Origin of the sequence: Nocardioides piscis (genome assembly GCF_011300215.1) — a bacterium.
GTDB lineage: Bacteria > Actinomycetota > Actinomycetes > Propionibacteriales > Nocardioidaceae > Nocardioides > Nocardioides piscis.
Map to the genome: position 1 here is coordinate 2592776 of NZ_CP049866.1, position 20406 is coordinate 2613181.

Below are 20406 nucleotides of genomic sequence, written 5' to 3' on the forward strand. Positions count from 1 at the left end.
TGACGAGGATCCCATTGAGCGGGACGACACCTCGGTGGCGGCAGGCCGGGGCTCCTCCCGGCCAGCGGGACGAGCCGGAACGTCGACCCGGTCTCGCTCCTACGTTGACGACGTGACCGCCATCAGCACCGACAAGCCCGCCGTCCCCGACGTCCTGGCGCCGGCCCAGCTGGGCCCGCTGCGCCTGCGAAACCGCGTGATCAAGGCGGCGACGTACGAGGGCCTCAGCCACCGGAGCCGGGTCACGCGCGACCTCGTCGACTTCCACGTCGGCTATGCCAAGGGCGGCGTCGGCATGACCACCGTCGCCTACTGCGCGGTCGCCCCCGAGGGCCGGACCGACCGGCACCAGCTCCAGTGGACCGACGAGGCGATGCCCGGGCTGCGGCACCTGACCGACGCAGTGCACGCCGAGGGAGCTGCCGTGTCCGCCCAGCTCGGCCACGCCGGGCCGGTCGCCAACCCCAAGGCCAACGGCTTCCCGGCGCTGGCCCCAGCAAGCACTTCCACCGGACCTCGATGAGCTTCGCCCAGGCGTGCACCACCGACGACATCCAGCGGATCGCGCAGGCCCACGGCGAAGCCGCGAAGCGAGCGATCGAGGCCGGCTTCGACGCCGTCGAGGTCCACCTCGGGCACAACTACCTGGCCAGCTCGTTCCTGAGCCCGCGCATCAACCACCGCACGGACGCCTATGGCGGCAGCCTCGAGAACCGCGCGCGGTTCTCGCGGGAGATCCTGCGCGCGGTGCGTGACGCGGTCGGCGACCGGATCGCGATCATCGCCAAGATGAACATGGACGACGGCGTGCCCGGCGGGTTCTGGCTGGACGAGGCGATCCCCGTGACCCAGTGGCTGGAGGCGGACGGCACGCTCGACGCGCTGGAGATGACGGCCGGCAGCTCCCTGCTGAACCCGATGTATCTCTTCAAGGGCGACGCCCCGCTCGAGGAGTTCGCGGCCGTGATGCCCCAGCCGATCAAGCTCGGCGTCAAGCTGGTGGGCAAGCGCCTCCTGCACAGCTATCCCTACCGCGACGGCTACCTGCTCGAGGACACGCGGCAGATCCGGGCAGCGGTGAAGCTGCCGATGATCCTGCTCGGCGGCATCACCGACCGGCCGATGATGGACACCGCGATGGCCGAGGGCTTCGAGTTCGTCGCGATGGCGCGGGCCCTGCTCCGCGAGCCCGACCTGGTCAACCGCATCGCCGCCGACGCGTCCACCCCCTCGCTGTGCAACCACTGCAACAAGTGCATGCCGACCAACTTCACCGGCACCCGGTGCGTCCTGGTCGACCGCACCAGCACGCGTCAAGCGACGTGGGGGAAGCCGGAGGGGTACGTCGGCTGATGGACCTGCGTGAGACACCCGCGCAGGGCGCACTGCGCGCCGAGCTCCGGGACTACTTCGCCGCACTGCTGCCACCGGACGAGCGTCGGGAGGTGGGGGAGGCGGGCGCCGGCGGCCCGCGGTTCCGCGAGGTCGTGCGGATGCTCGGACGCGACGGCTGGCTGGGCGTCGGGTGGCCGAGCGAGTACGGCGGTCGCGGCCTGGGCGCCGAGGAGCAGTTCGTCTTCTACGACGAGATCCAACGGGCGGGGGTGCCGTTCCCCCTCGTCACCATCAACACGGTCGGTCCGGCGCTGATGGAGTTCGGCACCGAGGAGCAGAAGGCGGCATACCTGCCCGGCATGCTGACCGGCGACATCGTGTTCGCCATCGGCTACACCGAGCCCGAAGCCGGCACCGACCTCGCGTCGCTGCGCACCCGCGCAGTGCGTGACGGCGACGACTTCGTGATCGACGGCAGCAAGATCTTCACCACCGGCGGCAACACCGCCGACTACGTGTGGCTCGCCTGCCGCACGGACCCCGAGGCTCCCAAGCACAAGGGCATCTCGATCCTGGTGGTGCCGTGCGACGACCCCGGCTACACGTGGAGCCCGATCAGGACGGTCGGCGGCATGAGCATCACCGCGACCTACTACTCGGGCATCCGGGTCCCTGCCAGCCAGGTCGTCGGCGAGGTGGACGGCGGCTGGCGACTGATCACGGCCCAGCTCAACCACGAGCGCGTCGCGCTCGCCGCTCTCGGTGGGCGGATGATCCAGCTCTGGGAGGACACCGTCGCCTGGAGTCGTGAGACAGGGGTCGTCGAGCAGCCGTGGGTCCGTCGTGAGCTGGCCCGGACCCATGCGCGCCTCGAGGCGATGCGACTCATGAACCACCGGCTCACGGCCCAGGTCGCGGACGGCAACCTGCGCGGTGAGACGGCCGGCGCCGCGAAGGTCTATGGCACCGAGACCCACATCGACCTCCAGCGTTCGCTGTCGTTCGTGCTCGGCGCCGGCGGCCGCGTTCGGGCAGGCTCGCCACGGGCAGCGCTGCACGGCCAGGTCGAACAGCTGTCCCGCCAGGGCATCGTCAACACCTTCGGGGGCGGCGTCAACGAGGTCCTGCGCGACATGGTGGCCACCGGCGCCCTCGGGCTGCCCCGCGGTGCGAGGTGAGCATGTCGTCGTACGACGCGAGGTTGGCCGCCTTCGTCGGCCGGACCCTCCAGGAGCCCACGCCGGCGCAGGACCCGGTCAACGAACCGATGATCCGCCACTGGCGCGAGGCGATGGGCGACACCGGACCGACCGACGTCGCACCGGCCACCATGGTCCAGGCCTGGACGATGCGCGGCTATGAGAAGACCGTGCGACCAGGGCCAGCGGCCGGCCCCTTCGACGACCTGGTGGCCCTGCTCGCCGAGGGCGGCTACACCTCGGTCGTCGCCACCGACTCCGACCTGGAGCTCCTGCGAGACCTGGTGCCGGGTGACCACGTCAGCGTGGAGGAGGTGGTCGAGTCGATCTCGCCGGAGAAGCAGACAGGGCTGGGTGCGGGACGGTTCGTGACCACCTGCAAGACCTATCGCGTTGTCGGCGGAGAGGTGGTCGCCACCCAACGGTGGCGGACGCTGCGCTTCAGGCCGGCCCCTGCCGCGGAGCCGCGGCCACTGCGGCCGCGACCGGCGGTCAACCGCGACAACCAGTTCTGGTTCGACGCCGCGCTGGCACACCGGCTCGTGGTGCAGCGCTGCGCAGGTTGCAGCACGCTTCGCCATCCGCCGGGTCCACAGTGCCCGGACTGCCAGTCGTTCGACTGGGACGTGGTCGAGGCGAGCGGTCGCGGCACCCTCCACTCGTGGGTGGTGGCGCACCACCCGAGGGACCCTGCCTTCGACTACCCGTTGCTCGTGGCGCTGGTGGAGCTCGAGGAGGGGACCCGCCTGATCACCAACCTGACCGGCGTCACGGCCGATGAGCTGGAGATCGGGATGCCCCTGGTCGTGGAGTGGCTCGATGCCGACCCTGATCTCAGCCTCCCACTCTTCACCCCCGCACCCACCTCCCAGGAGGACTGATGGACTTCACGCTGTCCGAGGACCTGGTCGAGCTGCAGGCCCTGGCCGCCACGCTCTTCACCGACCTCGGCGAGGGGGACGGACTGTGGACCGAGCTCGGTCGGACAGGTCTGCTCGGGCTCGTCGTCCCCGACGAGCACGGTGGTGCCGGTCTCGGCCTGGACGCGGTCTGCGTGGTGCTCGAGGAGCAGGGGCGTCGCGTCGCCCCCGCCCCGATCTGGCCCCACCTGGTGGCGACGCTGACCTTGGTCCGGTATGGCGCCGAGCACCTCCTGGCGGGGGCCGCGGACGGGTCCAGCCGGCTGAGTGTGGCGCTGGAGGAGTACGACGGCGCCGAACCCGCCTCACCGCGGTGCCTCGCTCGCCCGACCGGGTCCGACGACCCGCTCTCGGGCTGGGAGCTCACCGGGCTCAAGGCGGTCGTGCCTGATCCGTTCGGCGCCGACCACGTCCTCGTCAGCGCGACCGCCCCCGACGGACCCGGTGTCTTCCTGGTCCCGAGTGCGGGCCTCGCCTGGCAGCCGACAGGCACCACTGACCTCGCCGCCGCAGGCGAGCTGGTGCTCGACGCGACGCCGGCGCAGCGGCTCGGTGGCCCGGAGGCGTTGACCGACGTGCTGCGATGGGCGCGCCTGGCGCTGGCCGCCGTGCAGGTCGGAGTGGCCGAGGGTGCGCTGCGACTCGCTGCCTCATACGCCACCGGGCGCCACCAGTTCGGACGGCCGATCGGGTCCTTCCAGGCTGTCCAGCACCAGCTCGCGGACTGCTGGATCGACGTCGAAGCGATGCGTCTGACCCTGTGGCAGGCGCTGACCTGTGACGCCGACGGCCGGGACGCCGAGCGGGCCGCCCTCGTGGCTGGCTGGTGGTGCGGGCAGGGAGGTCTCGACGTCGTGCACCGCGTGCAGCACGTCCATGGGGGGATCGGCGTCGATCTCGACTACCCGGTCCACCGCCACTTCCTGTGGGGCAAGCAGATCGCCTCGACGCTCGGTGGTCCGGAGGCCGCGCTGCAACACCTGGGCTCGCTCGTGGCGGCTGGCGAGGCCGGGTCATGACGGGGCTCGACGACCTCGTCGTGGTCCCGCAGGTCGGCACCACCCTGCCGACGCTCGAGATCGAGCTGACCCGCACCCTGATCGTGGCGACCGCGATCGCGAGCAGGGACTACCAGGACGTCCACCACGACCCCGCCCTGGCCCTGCAGCGGGGCTCCCGGGACATCTTCATGAACATCCTGACGAGCAACGCCCTGGTCGAGAGGTTCGTCCGGCGTGGGCTCGGCGGCGACGTCCGCATCCGCCGGGTCAAGGTCCGGCTGGGCGCGCCGAACCATCCCGGCGACACGATGACGATCACCGGGACGGTGACCGCCGTGGACGAGGGAACCGTCACCGTCGAGGTGCGCGGCGACAACTCCCTGGGCACCCACGTGAGCGGCCTGGTCGTGGTCGAGCCCACCCGCCGCGACGAGGGGAGCGCGGCGTGAAGCGCTCGCTGGCCGGCGAAGCGGCCGTCGTCGGTATCGGGGCGACCGACTTCTCCAAGGATTCCGGCCGCAGCGAGCTGCGCCTCGCCTGCGAGGCGGTCACTGCGGCCATCGCCGACGCGGGTCTTCGGCCCTCCGACGTCGACGGCATGGTCACCTTCACCGCCGAGTCCTCCTCGGAGAACCACGTCGCCCGCAACGTCGGCATCGGCGACCTGTCGTTCTTCTCCAGGGTCGGCCACGGCGGTGGCGCCGCCTGCGGCACCGTCGCCCACGCGGTCGCGGCGATCAACGCGGGCCTCGCCGAGGTGGTCGTCTGCTGGCGTTCCTTCAACGAGCGCTCCGGCGAGCGCTACGGCCTGGGTCAGGCCGGCCGGCCGGTCGACACCAGCGCCGACCGCGCGGCCTACTCCTGGATGACGCCGTACGGCCTCTCGACCCCCGCCCAGTGGGTGGCGATGTTCGCGCGGCGCTACATGCACGAGTACGGCGCCACGAGCGAGGACTTCGGACGCGTCGCCGTCATCGACCGGGCGCACGCGGCGACCAACCCGCACGCCTGGTTCCACGGCCGCCCGATCACGCTCGAGGACCACCAGTCGTCCCGCTGGATCGCCGAGCCCTTGCGGCTGCTGGACTGCTGCCAGGAGACCGACGGCGGTCAGGCCGTCGTCGTCGTCTCGGCCGAGCGGGCGCGCGACCTCCCGCACCCGCCCGCCTACGTCCTGGGTGCCGCCCAGGGGGCGGGGGAGGACCAGCACATGATGACGTCGTACTACCGCCCCGCCATCTCCGGACTCCCCGAGATGGGACTCGTCGCACGCCAGCTGTGGGCGCAGAGCGGCCTGGGGCCGCAGGACATGCAGGCGGCCGTGCTCTACGACCACTTCACTCCGCTCGTCCTCCCGCAGCTGGAGGAGCTCGGCTTCTGCGGCCGCGGTGAGGCGCGGCACCTCCTGGCCGACGGACACCTCGACCCCGGTGGCCGGCTCCCGCTCAACACCCACGGCGGACAGCTGGGGGAGGCCTACCTCCACGGCATGAACGGCATCGCCGAGGCGGTGCGACTGGTCAGGGGGACGTCGGTCAACCAGCCGGCCGACGTCACCAATGTCGTCGTGACGGCCGGGACGGGCGTCCCGACGAGCGGTCTCGTGCTCGGTGCTGCGACCTGACCGAGCCCCGACCGGCCCTCAGGACCCTTGCAGCGCGAGGTAGCGGGAGGGGAGCTCTCCACCACCGTGCACCGCGAGGTCGCAGCCGGTGATGTAGGAGGCGTGGTCGCCGGCCAGGAAGAGGACGGCCCCCGCGACGTCCCCGGGGAGCGCCAGGCGTCCCATCGGGATCACCGCGGCCAGGGCGGCGCCGTCGCCGTACAGCTCGGCCGAGCCCTCCGTCCGCACCAGGCCCGTGGTGATGTGGTTGACGCGCACGCGCGGGGCCCACTCCATCGCCAGGGCGTTGGTGAGCACGCGCAGTCCCGCCTTTGCGGCGGAGTATGGCGCCGTCCCCGGCTGCGGCTGGCTGCCGGAGACGCTGCCGATGTTGATGATGGACCCGCCGTCCCCGGCCTGCATCAGGGTGTTCGCCGCCTGGGCGAGGTAGAAGGGCGCGAGGAGGTTGAGCGCCACGACCCGCTCCGCGAAGCGGGGGGAGAGGCTGGCCGCAGGTGCGTCCGGCGACCCGCCTGCGTTGTTGACCAGCACGTCGAGGCGTCCGTGTCGTGCATGGGCCTGCTGGACCAGCTCTTCGGCCTGGCGCGGATCGCGGATGTCCGCTGCCCCCCAGGTGGCGGTGCGTCCTCGTGCGGACGGGAGCCGGCTCGGCTCGCGACGTCCCCCGACCACGACGTCGGCGCCGGCCGCCAGCAGGGCCTCCGCCACGGCGAACCCGATGCCTTGCGTGCCGCCCGTGACGAGTGCCGTCTTCCCGGCGAAGTCCATGGTGCTCATCGGACGAGGACCACTGAGGAGCCGTGGCCGAAGAGGCCCTGGTTGGCGGTGATTCCGACCCGGGCGTCGTCGACCTGGCGGCCGTGGGCCTGGCCGCGCAGCTGCCAGGTGAGCTCGCAGACCTGCGCGAGCGCCTGGGCCGGGACGGCCTCACCGAAGCACGCCAACCCACCACTGGGGTTGACCGGGACCCGGCCACCGATGGTGGTCTCCCCGGCACGCAGGAGCTGTTCGGCCTCGCCCTCCTTGCACAACGCGAGGTCCTCCATCCAGTCCAGCTCGAGCGCGGTGGACAGGTCATAGACCTCGGCGACGTCGACATCGTCGGGCCCGATGCCGGCCTCCTCGTAGGCCGCGTGGGCGATCGACTGCTTGAAGGTCCGGTTTCGTGACGGGCACAGAGCACTCTCCTCACCCTCCGGCGACGAGGGTGGGGGTGCATCAGTGGACAACAACGGCATGTCGATCACCGTGTTCGGGAACGTCGGGGTCACCGTCGAGATCGCCGCGACCTGCACCGCCTCGACCAGCCCGTGGCGGCGCGCGTAGTCGGGTGAGCACAACACCACCGCGGCCGCGCCATCACTGGTCGCGCAGATGTCGAGCAGGTGCAGCGGGTCGCACACCACAGCGCTGGACATCACCTCAGCGACACTGACCTGCTTGCGATACCGCGCGTTCGGGTTGGCCAGGCCATGGCGGGAGTTCTTGACCTTCACGGCCGCAAAATCCTCCGACGTGGCGCCATACAAGTCCATCCGACGCCGCGCATACAACGCGAAATAGGCCGGGTTGGTCATCCCCAGCAACCGGAACCGCAACCAGTCCGGGTCGTCCCACCGCTCCCCGGCATTCGGGGCCAGGAACCCCTTCGGGGTCGTGTCCGCCCCCACCACCAACGCCACCTCCGAGAGACCCGCCAGGATCCGCGCCCGGGCGGTGTCGAGGGCCTGGGCACCGGTCGCGCACGCGGCATACGACGTCGCGACCCGCGCACCGTTCCACCCCAACGCCTGCGCGAACGTCGCCCCCGCGACATACCCGCCATAACCGTTGCGGACCGTCTCCCCACCCACGACCAGGTCCACCTCGGACCAGCCGATCTGCGCATCAGCCAACGCCGCCCGGGCCGCGACCACCCCGTACTCCACGAAGCTCTTGCCCCACTTGCCCCACGGGTGCATCCCCACCCCCGCGACCGTGACCCGATTGTCCGTCCTGACACTCATGCCGACGCTCCTTCGTCCACGACCGGCTTCCAACGCCAGATCGTGCGCTCACCCGACTCGTCGGCGTACAACGTCTCCACCACCAGCTCGACCACCGCCCCCACGCTCAACTCAGCGACACCGAACCCGTCCGCGACCTGACCCAGCACCACCAACCCCTCGGGAAGCTCGACCGCAGCCAACGCGAACGGCACATGCACCTCGTGAGCCGGGATGTAGGGCGGCGGCGGCTGGTACTGCGCATCGGTGTAGGACCACACCCGACCCCGCCGACCCAGCTCGACCGACTCGAACCCCACCCCCTCACACACCGGACTACGACAAAACCCCCCACCGGCGGGAAATACACGGTGCGACACGACGTGCACGCCGACCCCAACAGCGCCGGCCGCTCACCCGTCGTGAACCAACCCTCGATCACAGGCGTGACAGTCATGGGCCCTCCCTTGTCTCCCTCGGGAGTATCGGGACCAGGACCCCTTCGTGCCTGTCGCGCTCTCGACCAGCAGGACTCAGCCGGCCCCGCGGCGCCGACGAGTGCTGCTTCGTGCGGCGGCCTTGCGGGTCAGGACCCGAGTCGCTTCGCGACCGTGAGCACCCGGGTGACCAGGTGGTCGAGCGCCGTGTTGGCGGTGTCGTCGACCCCACCCTGACCGGTGACGACACCCACGCCATAGGGGTTGCCGTCGTTGAACTTGGTCTGGTCGGTGTAGCCGGGCGGCACGATGATCCCGCCGAAGTGGCAGAACGTGGTGAGCATGGCGACGATGGTGGTCTCCTGCCCGCCGTGCAGCGTCTGGCTGGACGTGAAGGACGCATAGACCTTGTCGGCGAGCTTGCCCTCCTGCCACAACGGGCCGAGGGTGTCGATGTAGGCCTGCAGCTGGCTGGTGACGTGGCCGTAGCGGGTCCCGGAGCCCATGATGACCGCGTCGGCCCACGCGATGTCGTCGGGTTCGGCGACGGGCTGGTCGGCGACGGAGGCCGCATGGGCGGCCCATCCTTCGACACTCTGGACCACCTCGTCGGGGGCGGTCTCCCTGACGCGACGCAGTCTGACCTCGGCGCCCTGTGCCTCGGCGGTCTCGGCCATGCGCGATGCCATCGCGTGTGCGGTGCCGTAGCTGGAGTAGTAGATGATCGATAACTTCGTCATCTACTCGACGCTAATCACCTCCAGCGGCCAGGACAACCCCCGGTCGCGTGACTACCCCGCCGCACCCTGGTCAGGGTCCGGCGGGGTCTGTCGGGGCGTGGGTCAGGCGTTCTTGATGGCCGAGATGTCGAGCTCGAGCTTGATCTTCTCGGACACGAGGACGCCGCCGGTCTCGAGGGCCGCGTTCCAGGTCAGGCCCCAGTCCTTGCGGTTGATCGAGATCGCGCCCTCGAAGCCGGCGCGCGTGTTGCCGAACGGGTCCACCGCGGTGCCGGTCTCCTCGAAGGGGATGGTGACGGAGCGCGTGGTGCCCTTGATGGTCAGGTCGCCGGTGATGTTCCACTCCGTGCCGTCGCGCTCGACCGAGGTCGAGGCGAAGGAGATCTCCGGGTGGGTCGCGACGTCGAAGAAGTCCTCGGAGGTGAGGTGGCCGTCGCGGTCGGCGGACGCGGTGTTCACGCTGGCGGCGCTGATGGTCAGGTTGACCACCGAGTTGGCCGGCGTCTCGGCGTCGACGTGCGCGGTGCCGGTGAAGTCGTTGAAGTTGCCGCGGACGGTGGTGACCATCGCGTGGCGGGCGGAGAAGCCAAGACGGGAGTGGCTGGCGTCGATGCTGTAGTCACCGGTGAGGACGGAGCCGGCCGGGGCCACCGCGACGGAGGCGGGGGCGGCTGCGATGGCGGGGGCGGTGGTGGTCTTGCGCGTGCGGCGGAAGAAGGACATGGGGTGCTCCTGGAGGGCGATTGGTTGTAGTGACAACTAACTCAAGTCGTCCGATGGCCAGTTCATTCCCGCAGGCGTGTGATCTGGGTCTCGCGCGGCGCCGGCTCAGCCGGAGGTCATGGCCTGCAGCTCGTCGAGCAGGTCCTCGAGGAGCGGGGTCGTACGCCGGACGGCGGCCACCACTCGAGGGGGGAGCGTGACCTCCTGCGGAGCCACGGGCAGCCACGGAGTGAGAGCATGGGTGATGGCGGCGTCGAAGTCGGCCTGGGGGGACTGCGTCTCCGAACGCAGCCACCGACGCAGGACGTGATGGGTCGCCGCGATCGCCGCCGTGGCCGCGAGCTCCGCGTCGAGGCCGGATCGCTCGTCGCCGCCGAAGCCTGCCTTGATGGCAGCTCGGAAGGCATGCTGGTAGGACCGCATCCCGGCCACCTCCCGGGACCTGATCGCGGGCACGGTGGCTGAGAGCCGATAGCGCCGGCGTGCTCGCTCGCCCTCCGCGACGTAGTGCTCCAGCACCGCCCGCGCGGCCGAGACCACGCGCTTGGTGAGTGCCTGCCAGGCATCTGCGGGCGGGCCCTCGACCTCTGGGGCAGCAAGGATCGTGGTGACCCGCGCCAATAGTGCGTCGTGGTCAGCCAGGACCGCGTCCTCCTTGGCCCGGAAGTGCCGGAAGAAGGTGGTGCGCCCGGCGCCCGCGCGCTCGGCCACGTCGTCAACGGTGGTCTGGTCGAACCCGCGCTCCTCGAAGAGCTCGAATGCCGCGTCCACCAGTCGTTCTCGCATCGCCGGGGTCCGCATCGCGGCATCCTCATTTCCCTACTGGACGGTACTGAGTACGCTTCGAAACGGTACTGAGTTTCCACAGAGAGGGCAAGCATGGAGCGCGTAGGAGTCGTCGGTTGCGGGTTGATGGGCGCAGGCATCGCTGAGGTGTCCGCCCGCGCGGGGCTAGACGTCGTGGTGGTGGAGTCCAGCGATGGAGCGGTCGAGGCCGGCAGGGCTCGACTCGAGACATCGCTCGCGCGCGCCGAGGCGAAGGGCAAGATCGAGTCGGCGGCCTCCGTGCTGGGCCGCATCCGCGTGGTCTCCGACCTCGGTGAGCTCGCGGATCGGGAGCTCGTCGTCGAGGCGATCGTCGAGGACGAGGACGCCAAGACCGAGCTGTTCCGCACCCTCGACAAGGTCGTGACCGACCCTGACGCGATCCTCGCCTCCAACACGTCGTCGATCCCGATCATGAAGCTGGGCGTGGTGACCGCCCGCCCGCACAACGTCATCGGCATCCACTTCTTCAACCCGGTCCCGGTGCTCCAGCTCGTCGAGCTGGTCCCCAGCCTGCTCACCTCCGACGAGACCACCGCCCGCAGCCGATCCTTCGTCGAAGGCGCGCTGGGCAAGCAGGCGATCGACTGCCAGGACCGCGCGGGATTCGTCGTGAACTCCCTCCTGATCCCGTTCGTCCTCTCGGCCATCCGGATGCTGGAGTCCGGCTTCGCCACCGCCGAGGACATCGACCGCGGACTGGTCCTCGGAGCCGCGCACCCGCAGGGCCCGCTCGCCCTGGCGGACCTCATCGGCCTCGACACCACGAAGGCGGTCGCTGAGTCCCTCTACGAGGAGTTCAAGGAACCGCTCTACGCCGCCCCGCCGCTGTTGGCCCGGATGGTCGACGCGGGCCTCCTGGGCCGCAAGTCCGGTCGTGGCTTCTACACCTACTCCTGAACGGACCCGGCCCATGGGCACCAGCACCGACTTCGACCTCTTCCGTCTCTCCGAGGACCACGAGGCCCTGCGCGAGGCCGTCCGCCGGGTGGCGGAGCACAAGATCGCGCCGCACGCCGCGGAGGTCGACGACCAGGCCCGCTACCCGCAGGAGGCCCACGAGGCGCTGGTCGCCTCGGACTTCTTCGCCGCGCACGTCCCCGAGGCCTACGACGGCGTCGGAGCCGATGCGCTTGCCACCTGCCTGATCATCGAGGAGGTGGCGCGGGTCTGTGGCTCGTCCTCGCTGATCCCGGCCGTCAACAAGCTCGGCAGCCTGCCGTTGATCCTCGGCGCGAGCGAGGAGCTCAAGGTCAAGTACCTCACGCCGTTGGCCCGGGGCGAGGCCGGCTTCTCGTACGGCCTGTCGGAGCGCGACGCCGGCAGCGACACCGCCGCCATGCGGACCCGCGCGGTGCTCCACGGCGACGAGTGGGTGCTCAACGGCCAGAAGTCGTGGATCACCAACGCCGGGGTCTCGGAGTTCTACACGGTCCTCGCTGTCACCGACCCCGACGGCCCTCGCGGTGGCAACGTCAGTGCCTTCGTCGTGGAGAAGTCCGACGTTGGCTTCTCCTTCGGCGAGAAGGAGCGAAAGCTGGGGATCAAGGGGTCGCCGACCCGTGAGCTGCTCTTCGACAACGTGCGCCTTCCCCGAGACCGCATGATTGGCGAGCCCGGCACAGGCCTCAGGCTGGCGCTGCGCACGCTCGACCACACCCGGGTCACCATCGGCGCGCAGGCGGTCGGCATCGCCCAGGGAGCGCTCGACTTCGCCGTGGGGTATGTCAAGGAGCGCCGCCAGTTCGGCAAGGCGATCTCGGACTTCCAAGGCATCCAGTTCATGCTCGCCGGCATGGCGATGAAGCTCGAGGCCGCCCGGCAGATGGTCTACGTCGCGGCAGCGAAGTCCGAGCGCGACGACGCCGACCTCGCCTTCTTCGGAGCCGCCGCCAAGTGCTACGCCTCGGACGTCGCGATGGAGATCACCACCGATGCGGTGCAGCTGCTCGGCGGCTACGGCTACACGCAGGACTTCCCGGTCGAGCGGATGATGCGCGATGCCAAGATCACCCAGATCTACGAAGGCACCAACCAGGTCCAGCGGATCGTGATGGCCCGCCAGCTGCTGAGCCGCTCCTGATCGTCTGCCCCGTCAGTCCTCGAAACCGCGCGCGGCGAGCGCGTCCCCGATCTCCTCGGACCGGCGCAGGGCGCCGACGATGAGGGGTACGGCGAACGCGCGGGGACTGGCCGCGTGTCCGCGCGCGTGCTGGGCGTCGCGGACCTCGGCGGCCAGCTCGATCACCAGCGGCACGGCACGGATGCCGAGGTTGAGCATCAGCGCGACCCGCTCCGGGTTGACGCCGGGGAAGCGCAGAGGCCGGAGGAGTCTCACGACCACGTCGACGAGGTCGGTGGTGCGGGTCGTGAGCGTGACGAGGTTGGCGAGCATCACCAGGGCGAGGATCACCCCGACGATGACGCTCGCGCGCGCCCACCCGACCACGAGCACCTGGAACGCGGCGAGCGGGACGGCGACCCACAGCACGGGGCGGAGGGAGTCCCACAGCACGCGGGGCGGGATCCTGGCCACGACATGTCCGAGCAGCACGACAGCGAGCGACACAGCGGTGACGGCTGGAGTCCTCACGAAGACGGATCCGGCTCCACCGACGACCAGCACGGCGAGCTTGGTCTCCGCAGACATCCGGTGGAGCGCCGAGACGCCGGGCCGGTAGAGCCCGATGACGCCCGTCATCCCATCAGCTCGCGGTAGAGCTTGACCGCTTCGGCGGGTGGGCCGTCGTGGACCAGCCGGGCCTCGTCGAAGACCAGGACCCGGTCGAAGTCGCAGAGCAGCTCGAGGTCGTGGGTCACCATGACGACCTGTTGGGGGAGCCGGGTGATGAGCTCCGCGACCGTCCGGGTGTTGCGCCGGTCGAGCAGGGTGGTCGGCTCGTCCATGACCAACAGGCTGGGCTCGGTCACCAGGATCGACGCCAGGGCGAGCAGCTGCTTCTGCCCTCCGGAGAGCAGGTGCGCGGGGTGGTCGGCGTGGTCTGCGAGACCGTGCTGAGCCAGCACGTCGGCGACGCGCGCGGCGATCTCCGTCTTCGACAGTCCTCGCCGCCGCAGACCGAACGCCACGTCCTCGGCGACCGTCGGCATCACGATCTGGGAGTCGGGGTTGGTGAAGCAGAACCCCACCTTCCTGCGCACCTGGCGTCCGTCCCGCCCCGTGTCCAGGCCGTCGACCGTCACCGTCCCGGCGGAAGGCACGACGAGGCCGTTGAGCATCCGGGCGAAGGTCGACTTCCCGGACCCGTTTGCGCCGATGACGCCGATGCGGGGTTCGTCCAACCGAACGTCGAGGTCACGGACGACGTGTCCCACGCGGCCGGGATAGGTGTGGGAGACGCCCCGGAAGTCGATCAGCACGACTCCACCACCATGGCCACTCCCATGCCACCGCCGGCAGCGATCGCGGCCAGGCCGAGACGCCCCTGTCGCCGGGTGACGAGCCGGGAGAACAGGCGGACGACCAGCACGGCCCCGGACGCGCCCCACGGGTGCCCGAGCGCCAGGGCACCGCCTTCCTCGCAGACCCGATCAGGATCGAGTCGCAGCTCGTCGCAGCATGCCAGCACCTGTCCGGCGAAGGCCTCGTTGAGCTCGATGGCGTCGATGTCGACCAGGCTGACCCCGGCCCGGTCCAGCGCGATCCGGACGGCCGGGACGAGGCCTCTCCCGGGGCGCGCGGCCGCGACCCCGGCCGTCGCTGTGCTGAGGATGCGGAGGCCGCTTTGGCCCAGCTCCTGGTGGTGGTGCGAGCTGACCACGACCACGGCGGCTGCTCCGTCGCTGACTCCGCACGAGTTGCCGGCGGTCACCGTCCCACCCGCCCGGAACGCCGGCCGCAGACGGGCGAGCCGTTCGGCCGTCAGGCCGGGTCGGGGCCGGTCGTCACGCACGACTCCCTCGACGGCGACGATCTCGGAGTCGAAGACCCCGGCCTCCTGGGCGGCGCTGGCCAGAGCGTGAGACCGGGCCGCGTAGGCGTCCTGACGCTGCCGGCTGACGCCGGCCTCGGCTGCCAGCAGGTCGTTCGAGATGCCCATGTCGAGGTCGAGCCCTTCGGGAGCGAAGGGAGCGCGCGTGTAGCGCTGAGGCTCACCACCTCCGACCGGGGGCCAGAAGCGCCACGGCGCGGTGCTGGCCGACTCGACGCCGCCGGCGAGCACCATGCCGGCTCCGTCGCGCACCAGGTGGGCGGCGAGCCCGATCGCAGCAAGACCGCTCGCGCACTGTCGGTCGACGGTCAGGCCGGGCACCTCCTCCGGCAGCCCGGCCGTGAGCGCGGTCAGCCGGGCCACGTTCCCTCCCGGACCCGTGCAGTTGCCCAGGATCACGTCGTCGACGAGCCCACCGTCGACACCGGCCCGAGCGAGCAGGGAGGTCAGCACAGGGGCGCCCAACCGGTCCACCGTCAGCTTGGACAGCGAGTGGCCGGCGGTGCCGATCGGCGTCCGGGCCGCGGCGATGATCACCGGTGCCTGTGAACGGCCGTGCCCGGAAGTCATTCGTCACCACCCCTCGCCGCCATTGCCGCGACCTCTGCGGCGAGCGCGACCCGGTCGATCTTCCCAGTGGGGTTGCGGGGCAGCGGGTCCAGGTGCAGCCAGCGGCGCGGCCGCTGAGCCGGGTCGAGCACGCGACGCGCGTGGGAGGCCAGGCGCGCGACGTCGTCATGGCGCGAGACGACGGCGACCACGACCTCCCCCAGGTCGGCATGGGGGAGTCCGACGACCGCCAGGTCGCCGGTGGTCTGTTCGCGCAGCGGGCGCTCGATGTCGGCGACAAGGACCGTGGCGCCGCCCGTGGTGATGCCGCCGTCGCGTCCGTGGACCCGGACGAACCCGTCGACGACCTCGCCGCGGTCGCCCACGCCCACCCAACCCTCCGCGTCGCGCTGGAGGAGATGTTCATCCTCTCGATAGCCCTGGCAGGTGTAGGGCGACCGGACCCACAGTGCACCGTCGCGACTGGCCACCTCGACCCCGGGAAACGGCCGCAGGGCATCGGCGTGATCGCCCCAGGCGACGAACGAGAGCTCGGCGGCGCCGTAGTAGTGGCTGACCTCGGCGCCCACGCTCCGCGCGGCGTCGTACGTCGTGCGCTCGAGCCGGTCACCGGCGGTCAGGACGTGCAGTCCTGCCAGGTCGCCGGGTCGGGTTGCGAGCTCACGCCGCAACGCCCACGGGGTGAGGTGGGCATGGGTCGCGTCGTGGGGCCCGGTCGCGAGCGCCGCCCCCGCCCAGTCGGCGTGCGCCGCCGCGAACAGGTTCATCGTCGCTGTGATGGGGCCGGGGACCCACACGCGGCTGGAGGAGTCGATCCCCAACAGCGCCGACACGTGGGGGAACGACTCCATCCAGGACTCAGTCGTCCGAACGACCGTGCGCGGCGACCCCGCGGTCCCCGACGTCCTCAGTGCGAGCAGTCGGTGCTCGCGGTGGGCGTCCGTGAAGGCGACGAGAGGATCCTCGGCCCCGAGGACGTCCACGGGATCAGGCGGAGGCATCCGCATGCTCGGACGTGCGCCGCGAACGACGCTCCGGCAACAGCCCCGGGTAGGCCGCATGCACGCCGCGCGCCACCATCGCGCAGACGACTGCCTTGACCACGTCCCCGGGGATGTAGACCGCAGCCGCGGCTGTGGCAGCCGACAGGGTGAGGTCCGCCCGGGCCATCATGCCGATGATGCCCAGGACGTTGAGGATCACGACGCCGCCGATCAGGTTGGCGGCCAGGCCCCACGGAAGCCGGTAGGGCGCAGCCATCGCATAGGTGAAGGCGCCCACGGCGTAGGCCGCGACCGGGAAGCCGATGAGATAGCCGACCGACGGTCCGGCGAAGACGCCGAGCCCCCCGCGCCCGCCCGCGAGCAGCGGGAGCCCCAGTGCGACCAGGGCGAGGAAGACGACGAGCGCCATCGCGCCGCGCCGCGGTCCGAGGATGGCGCCCGCCAGCATGACGCCCAACGACTGCGCTGTGATGGGCACGGCGCCACCGAACGCAGAGACGGCCGGGACGAGGCCGAGCACCGCGACGATGCCGGCGAAGACGGCGACGAGCGCGAGATCGCGGTTGGTGGACGTGGAGGGGCTGCGGGACATGGCTCTACCTTCGCATCTGGATTCGTGACGGCGTCATCCGTTCGACTGGCAATCACATGGTAGTGATCAGAAGTTCACTTTGCCGGGTCAATGACGGTGTTCCGACGGAAATCTACCCCAGCGACTCTTGGCAAGTGAATGCGTATTCGCTAAGGTGAGATGACCATCACAGAGGAGGCAAGGAATGAGTTCATCGTCGTCAGAGTCTGTCGCGCTGGATGTCGAGACCCTGTTTGACCGCCGTGCGGACAAGCGGTGGGACCGGGTGTGCGTCGCCGACCTCGTCGAGCGCCTCACCTGGAGCACCCCCGACAGGGAGGCCCTGGTCGCGGCCCCGGGGGCCTGCGCCGACCCGGCGTACGAGCGGCTCACCTTCCTCCAGCTCGATCAGCTCATGAACCAGGTTGCGCACGGCCTGAGCGACTCGGGGCTCGGTCGTGGTGACCGCGTGGTGATGGTCTGCGAGAACACGGTGGAGGGCTACGCGTTCAAGCTGGCCGCTGCCAAGGTCGGGGTCGTCGTCTCGCCGCTCAACCCCAATCTCGCCCCGGACGTGGTCGAGCACCTGTTGGAGAGGATCGACCCGAAGCTCGTGGTGGTGGATGCCGAGCTCTGGCCCCGCGTGGAGGCGGCGTTCGGGGCCTACGGCCGCACCCCCGACGTCACCATCGAGGTGGGCGGTGCCGTCATCGACGGCAGCCGCTCGTTCACCGACTTCGTCGCCGACCGTCCCACGACCGAACCCGAGGCGACCGTGCACGGCGACGACATCTGGGAGATCCTCTTCACCTCCGGGACCACCGCGATGCCCAAGGGCGTCATGGGCTCCCACTCGTCTGCCGTGCTGGCCGCGCACGGCTTCGCCCTGACGCTCACCCGTGGCCTGCGCTTCGAGGGTGACCTCAAGGTCGCGACGTTCCTGCCGATGATGTATCACGTCGGGCACCTGGTCTTTGCTCTCTCCGCGTTTGCCGCCGGAGGCTCCATCGTGCTGGGCCGAGCCCCGGACCCCGTCGCCATCGCGGACGCCATCGACCGGGAGAAGGTCACGGCACTGTGGGGGGATCGCCCGCGATGATGAAGGCACTCGCCGACGTCCTGGAGGGTGGCGAGCGCGACGCGTCCTCGCTCACGGTCGCGGTCTACGGGTGGGCGGCTCTGCCGCCGGCTGTCCTGAAGACCTTGAAGAAGCACGCTCCCGCCCTCGAGGTCGTCGAGATCTTCGGTCAGACCGAGTCGATCTCCTGCCACCGGTTCTGGCCGGGCATGTGGCCCGAGGTCTATGAGGCCACGGCGCCCCAGCAGAACTACGTCGGACTGCCCAGCCCGTTGCTGGCCTCGCGCATCTTCGACCAGGAGGGCAGGCCGGTCGACCTGCCGGGCGAGGCGGGCGAGGCCGTCTACCGCTCCCCGGTGATGACGGCCGGCTACTACAAGGACGAGGCAGCCACCCGGGAGGCGTTGCGGGGCGGCTGGTTCCACTCCGGCGACAGCTGCCTGTTCGACGACGACGGCCTGCGGGTGATGGTGGACCGCTACAAGGACCTGGTGAAGTCCGGTGGGGAGAACGTCTCCACCATCCGGGTCGAGTCCGTGCTCTCCATGCACCCGGGCGTTCAGAAGGTCGCCGTCGTCGGTGTCCCCGACGAGCGGTGGGGCGAAGCCGTGACGGCGGTGGTGGTCCCCGTCGTGGACGGAGGCGTCACGGCCGAGGAGCTCATCGCCTTCGGACGCGAGCGTCTGGCCGGCTTCGAGACCCCCAAGGAGGTCATCTTCGTCGACGCGCTGCCCGAGACCGTCGGCGGCAAGGTGATGAAGTACCGCATCCGCCAGTCCCTGCAGTCCTGACCCATCACGAAGGGCGCCGGCCTGAACGCGGCGCACCAAGGAGACCAGTTGAACTTCGAAGAGAGCTACGAGCACGCCTCGCTGCGCAAGACCGTGGCCCAGGTGTGCGCCGGGTTCGGTGACGACTACCTGCGCAAGGTCCTCGCCGAGGACGGCCGCACGCATGACCTGTGGCGTGCCCTGGGGGAGTCCGGCCTCCTCGGGGTCAACCTGCCGGAGGAGTACGGCGGGGAGGCGCGGGCATCCAGGAGCTGGCGATCGTCGTGGAGGAGACCGCTGCGGCCGGCAGCCCGCTCCTGCTGCTCCTTGTCTCGGCCGCGATCTCGGGCGAGGTCATCAAGGAGTTCGGGTCCGTCGAGCAGAAGCAGCGCTGGCTGCCCGCCATGGCGGACGGGACCGACAAGATCGTCTTCGCCATCACCGAGCCCGACGCCGGCTCGAACACCCATCAGCTCTCGACCAGGGCTGTGCGAGACGGGGACGAATGGGTCCTGTCGGGCACCAAGTACTACATATCCGGCGTGGACGAGGCCTCCAACCTCCTGGTCGTCGCGCGCACCGGCACGGCAGACAACGGTCGCGGCGAGATGACGCTGTTCGTGGTCCCCACGGACGCCGAGGGACTCGACCGGGCCTTGATCCCGGTCGAGGTCCGGGCTCCCGAGAAGCAGTACACGCTGACCTTCGACGGTGTCCGCGTGGCCGACGACAGGCGAGTCGGGGACGTGGGTGCGGGCATGGAGATCGTCTTCCGTGGGCTCAACCCTGAACGCATCACCGGTGCTGCGATCGAGACGGGCATCGCTCGCTACGCGCTGGCGAAGGCCTCGAAGTATGCCCGTGAGCGTGAGGTGTGGGGTGTGCCGATCGGCTCCCACCAGGGGGTCTCGCACCCGCTCGCGGCGGCTGCCGTGGATGTCGAGCTCGCGAGACTCATGACGGCGAAGGCAGCCTGGTTGCACGACCACGGGCTGCCAGCGGGAGAGGCGTCCAACATGGCCAAGTACGCCGCGGCGGAGGCCGCCCTGAAAGCCCTCGACACCGCCATCCAGACCCATGGGGGCAACGGGCTGGCCACCGAGTACGGCCTGGCGCACCTGTGGGGGACAGCACGCCTGCTGAAGGTTGCCCCGGTCAGCAGGGAGATGGTCCTCAACTTCGTGGCCACGCACACCCTTGGACTTCCGAGGTCCTACTGATGGCGCCGGGCCCCGCGCCGGCGGCAGACGCGCCTCCGGTGCCGATGATCGCGGGCGTGCCCGAGCAGCTGTTCGGCCTCCAGGGGCTGAGGGTCGATGATGACGGCTCGATCGCGGGAACCGTGCCCACCGGCCCGTGGCTGGCGGGGCCTGACGGGCAGGGAGAGGTCGCCGGACTCGGCGTGCTCATCGATGTCGTCCTGGGCTATGCCGCCGTCCAGCTCAGCGACGGCTGGGCGCTCAGCACGGAGATCTCCGTGGATGTCGTGGGGCTCGTGCCGACCGACGGCACCCCGGTGGCCTGCAGCGCTCGCGTCGTGCACGAGGACCCGGAGGGCGCCCTGGTGGAGGGTGAGGTCACTGACAGCCGTGGTGGCGTCGTGGCGCGCTGTTCCATGCGCGCTCGGTTCGTCGACGCCCGTCCGGGGGGCCACCGGCCCCCGCTTCCCGG

General features: G+C 70.5%; 24 protein-coding genes and 1 pseudogene. 13 read left to right on the plus strand and 12 right to left on the minus strand.

Annotation, left to right across the window (positions count from 1 at the left end):
* Positions 1 to 112 precede the first annotated feature (112 nt).
* From G7071_RS19690 to G7071_RS12770, 7 genes are read left to right on the plus strand one after another with little or no spacing between them, the layout of a single operon-like run.
* Positions 113 to 523 (plus strand): oxidoreductase, encoded by a 411-nt coding sequence (locus G7071_RS19690; protein WP_281351667.1) that lies wholly within the window; start codon positions 113 to 115, stop codon positions 521 to 523.
* Complete coding sequence (locus tag G7071_RS19695; protein WP_281351668.1) at positions 520 to 1353, plus strand: oxidoreductase; 834 nt, start codon at positions 520 to 522, stop codon at positions 1351 to 1353. Before G7071_RS19690 ends, G7071_RS19695 begins: the two co-directional genes overlap by 4 nt.
* Positions 1353 to 2513 (plus strand): acyl-CoA dehydrogenase family protein, encoded by a 1161-nt coding sequence (locus tag G7071_RS12750; protein WP_166319358.1) that lies wholly within the window; start codon positions 1353 to 1355, stop codon positions 2511 to 2513. Before G7071_RS19695 ends, G7071_RS12750 begins: the two co-directional genes overlap by 1 nt.
* Before the next feature lie 2 nt (positions 2514 to 2515).
* Positions 2516 to 3415, plus strand: coding sequence for a bifunctional MaoC family dehydratase N-terminal/OB-fold nucleic acid binding domain-containing protein (locus G7071_RS12755; protein WP_166319360.1), 900 nt, complete (start codon positions 2516 to 2518; stop codon positions 3413 to 3415).
* Positions 3415 to 4473, plus strand: a complete 1059-nt coding sequence (locus tag G7071_RS12760) for an acyl-CoA dehydrogenase family protein (protein ID WP_166319362.1) — start codon at positions 3415 to 3417, stop codon at positions 4471 to 4473. The genes G7071_RS12755 and G7071_RS12760 overlap by 1 nt, the downstream gene beginning before the upstream one ends.
* A complete protein-coding gene (locus G7071_RS12765) occupies positions 4470 to 4904 on the plus strand; it encodes a MaoC/PaaZ C-terminal domain-containing protein (protein ID WP_166319364.1) in 435 nt (144 codons plus the stop codon). Before G7071_RS12760 ends, G7071_RS12765 begins: the two co-directional genes overlap by 4 nt.
* The gene (locus G7071_RS12770) at positions 4901 to 6079 is read left to right on the plus strand and encodes a lipid-transfer protein (protein ID WP_166319366.1); all 1179 of its coding nucleotides are present in this window, start codon (positions 4901 to 4903) and stop codon (positions 6077 to 6079) included. Before G7071_RS12765 ends, G7071_RS12770 begins: the two co-directional genes overlap by 4 nt.
* 18 nt (positions 6080 to 6097) lie before the next feature.
* Here G7071_RS12770 and G7071_RS12775 read toward each other — a convergent pair whose 3' ends face one another.
* From G7071_RS12775 to G7071_RS12800, 6 genes are all read right to left on the minus strand, one after another.
* Complete coding sequence (locus G7071_RS12775; RefSeq protein ID WP_206062795.1) at positions 6098 to 6847, minus strand: SDR family oxidoreductase; 750 nt, start codon at positions 6845 to 6847, stop codon at positions 6098 to 6100.
* Positions 6848 to 6852: 5 nt separating this feature from the next.
* Positions 6853 to 8085, minus strand: coding sequence for a lipid-transfer protein (locus tag G7071_RS12780; protein WP_166319370.1), 1233 nt, complete (start codon positions 8083 to 8085; stop codon positions 6853 to 6855).
* Positions 8082 to 8396, minus strand: coding sequence for an OB-fold domain-containing protein (locus tag G7071_RS12785; RefSeq protein ID WP_206062796.1), 315 nt, complete (start codon positions 8394 to 8396; stop codon positions 8082 to 8084). The genes G7071_RS12780 and G7071_RS12785 overlap by 4 nt, the downstream gene beginning before the upstream one ends.
* A 254-nt stretch (positions 8397 to 8650) precedes the next feature.
* Positions 8651 to 9241 (minus strand): NAD(P)H:quinone oxidoreductase, encoded by a 591-nt coding sequence (gene wrbA, locus G7071_RS12790; RefSeq protein ID WP_166319372.1) that lies wholly within the window; start codon positions 9239 to 9241, stop codon positions 8651 to 8653.
* Between the two features lie 102 nt (positions 9242 to 9343).
* Positions 9344 to 9964 (minus strand): YceI family protein, encoded by a 621-nt coding sequence (locus tag G7071_RS12795; protein ID WP_166319374.1) that lies wholly within the window; start codon positions 9962 to 9964, stop codon positions 9344 to 9346.
* Between the two features lie 105 nt (positions 9965 to 10069).
* The gene (locus G7071_RS12800) at positions 10070 to 10765 is read right to left on the minus strand and encodes a TetR family transcriptional regulator (RefSeq protein WP_166319376.1); all 696 of its coding nucleotides are present in this window, start codon (positions 10763 to 10765) and stop codon (positions 10070 to 10072) included.
* 78 nt (positions 10766 to 10843) lie between these two features.
* On the opposite strand from G7071_RS12800, the gene G7071_RS12805 reads away from it, so the two are divergent.
* Positions 10844 to 11689, plus strand: a complete 846-nt coding sequence (locus G7071_RS12805; RefSeq protein WP_166319378.1) for a 3-hydroxybutyryl-CoA dehydrogenase — start codon at positions 10844 to 10846, stop codon at positions 11687 to 11689.
* Between the two features lie 13 nt (positions 11690 to 11702).
* Positions 11703 to 12872, plus strand: a complete 1170-nt coding sequence (locus G7071_RS12810) for an acyl-CoA dehydrogenase family protein (protein ID WP_166319380.1) — start codon at positions 11703 to 11705, stop codon at positions 12870 to 12872.
* Positions 12873 to 12884: 12 nt separating this feature from the next.
* Here the strand turns inward: G7071_RS12810 and G7071_RS12815 are convergent, their stop codons facing one another.
* The 5 genes from G7071_RS12815 to G7071_RS12835 are packed head-to-tail and all read right to left on the minus strand — an operon-like array spanning position 12885 to position 16908.
* A complete protein-coding gene (locus tag G7071_RS12815; RefSeq protein ID WP_166319382.1) occupies positions 12885 to 13490 on the minus strand; it encodes an energy-coupling factor transporter transmembrane component T family protein in 606 nt (201 codons plus the stop codon).
* A complete protein-coding gene (locus G7071_RS12820) occupies positions 13487 to 14170 on the minus strand; it encodes an energy-coupling factor ABC transporter ATP-binding protein (RefSeq protein WP_343043495.1) in 684 nt (227 codons plus the stop codon). Before G7071_RS12820 ends, G7071_RS12815 begins: the two co-directional genes overlap by 4 nt.
* Positions 14164 to 15312 (minus strand): thiolase family protein, encoded by a 1149-nt coding sequence (locus G7071_RS12825; RefSeq protein ID WP_166319384.1) that lies wholly within the window; start codon positions 15310 to 15312, stop codon positions 14164 to 14166. Before G7071_RS12825 ends, G7071_RS12820 begins: the two co-directional genes overlap by 7 nt.
* On the minus strand, positions 15309 to 16295 hold the full coding sequence (locus G7071_RS12830; protein WP_166319386.1) for an AMP-binding enzyme: 987 nt from the start codon (positions 16293 to 16295) through the stop codon (positions 15309 to 15311). The genes G7071_RS12825 and G7071_RS12830 overlap by 4 nt, the downstream gene beginning before the upstream one ends.
* A 4-nt stretch (positions 16296 to 16299) precedes the next feature.
* Entirely contained in the window at positions 16300 to 16908 is a 609-nt protein-coding gene (locus G7071_RS12835; RefSeq protein WP_166319388.1) for a biotin transporter BioY, read from the minus strand.
* 184 nt (positions 16909 to 17092) lie between these two features.
* Here G7071_RS12835 and G7071_RS18730 point away from each other — a divergent pair, with 184 nt between their 5' ends.
* The 4 genes and pseudogenes from G7071_RS18730 (at position 17093) to G7071_RS12845 (ending at position 19955) form a co-directional block, all read left to right on the plus strand.
* Positions 17093 to 17986: an AMP-binding protein gene (locus G7071_RS18730; RefSeq protein ID WP_206062797.1), complete on the plus strand. Its 894-nt coding sequence runs from the start codon at positions 17093 to 17095 to the stop codon at positions 17984 to 17986.
* Positions 17983 to 18756 (plus strand): class I adenylate-forming enzyme family protein, encoded by a 774-nt coding sequence (locus G7071_RS19700; protein WP_206062798.1) that lies wholly within the window; start codon positions 17983 to 17985, stop codon positions 18754 to 18756. The genes G7071_RS18730 and G7071_RS19700 overlap by 4 nt, the downstream gene beginning before the upstream one ends.
* Before the next feature lie 102 nt (positions 18757 to 18858).
* A pseudogene (locus tag G7071_RS19855) lies at positions 18859 to 18921 on the plus strand (hypothetical protein); the annotation flags it as partial.
* A gap of 98 nt (positions 18922 to 19019) precedes the next feature.
* Positions 19020 to 19955 carry an acyl-CoA dehydrogenase family protein gene (locus G7071_RS12845; RefSeq protein ID WP_343043496.1) on the plus strand — a complete coding sequence of 312 codons (936 nt, stop codon included), beginning with the start codon at positions 19020 to 19022 and terminating at the stop codon, positions 19953 to 19955.
* On the opposite strand, the gene G7071_RS12850 is transcribed toward G7071_RS12845, so the two are convergent.
* The gene (locus G7071_RS12850) at positions 19949 to 20389 is read right to left on the minus strand and encodes a hypothetical protein (RefSeq protein ID WP_166319390.1); all 441 of its coding nucleotides are present in this window, start codon (positions 20387 to 20389) and stop codon (positions 19949 to 19951) included. The genes G7071_RS12845 and G7071_RS12850 overlap by 7 nt on opposite strands.
* Positions 20390 to 20406 lie beyond the last annotated feature (17 nt).

Bases quoted from the DNA above. Each gene is read 5' to 3' on its own strand.
- G7071_RS12835 (WP_166319388.1), bottom strand. From the start codon at position 16,908: ATGTCCCGCAGCCCCTCCACGTCCACCAACCGCGATCTCGCGCTCGTC.
- wrbA (WP_166319372.1), bottom strand. From the start codon at position 9,241: ATGACGAAGTTATCGATCATCTACTACTCCAGCTACGGCACCGCACAC.
- G7071_RS12750 (WP_166319358.1), top strand. From the start codon at position 1,353: ATGGACCTGCGTGAGACACCCGCGCAGGGCGCACTGCGCGCCGAGCTC.
- G7071_RS19700 (WP_206062798.1), top strand. From the start codon at position 17,983: ATGATGAAGGCACTCGCCGACGTCCTGGAGGGTGGCGAGCGCGACGCG.
- G7071_RS12760 (WP_166319362.1), top strand. From the start codon at position 3,415: ATGGACTTCACGCTGTCCGAGGACCTGGTCGAGCTGCAGGCCCTGGCC.
- G7071_RS12825 (WP_166319384.1), bottom strand. From the start codon at position 15,312: ATGACTTCCGGGCACGGCCGTTCACAGGCACCGGTGATCATCGCCGCG.
- G7071_RS12765 (WP_166319364.1), top strand. From the start codon at position 4,470: ATGACGGGGCTCGACGACCTCGTCGTGGTCCCGCAGGTCGGCACCACC.
- G7071_RS18730 (WP_206062797.1), top strand. From the start codon at position 17,093: ATGAGTTCATCGTCGTCAGAGTCTGTCGCGCTGGATGTCGAGACCCTG.
- G7071_RS12815 (WP_166319382.1), bottom strand. From the start codon at position 13,490: ATGACGGGCGTCATCGGGCTCTACCGGCCCGGCGTCTCGGCGCTCCAC.
- G7071_RS12810 (WP_166319380.1), top strand. From the start codon at position 11,703: ATGGGCACCAGCACCGACTTCGACCTCTTCCGTCTCTCCGAGGACCAC.
- G7071_RS19695 (WP_281351668.1), top strand. From the start codon at position 520: ATGAGCTTCGCCCAGGCGTGCACCACCGACGACATCCAGCGGATCGCG.
- G7071_RS12805 (WP_166319378.1), top strand. From the start codon at position 10,844: ATGGAGCGCGTAGGAGTCGTCGGTTGCGGGTTGATGGGCGCAGGCATC.
- G7071_RS12755 (WP_166319360.1), top strand. From the start codon at position 2,516: ATGTCGTCGTACGACGCGAGGTTGGCCGCCTTCGTCGGCCGGACCCTC.
- G7071_RS12775 (WP_206062795.1), bottom strand. From the start codon at position 6,847: ATGGACTTCGCCGGGAAGACGGCACTCGTCACGGGCGGCACGCAAGGC.
- G7071_RS12780 (WP_166319370.1), bottom strand. From the start codon at position 8,085: ATGAGTGTCAGGACGGACAATCGGGTCACGGTCGCGGGGGTGGGGATG.
- G7071_RS12795 (WP_166319374.1), bottom strand. From the start codon at position 9,964: ATGTCCTTCTTCCGCCGCACGCGCAAGACCACCACCGCCCCCGCCATC.
- G7071_RS12800 (WP_166319376.1), bottom strand. From the start codon at position 10,765: ATGCGGACCCCGGCGATGCGAGAACGACTGGTGGACGCGGCATTCGAG.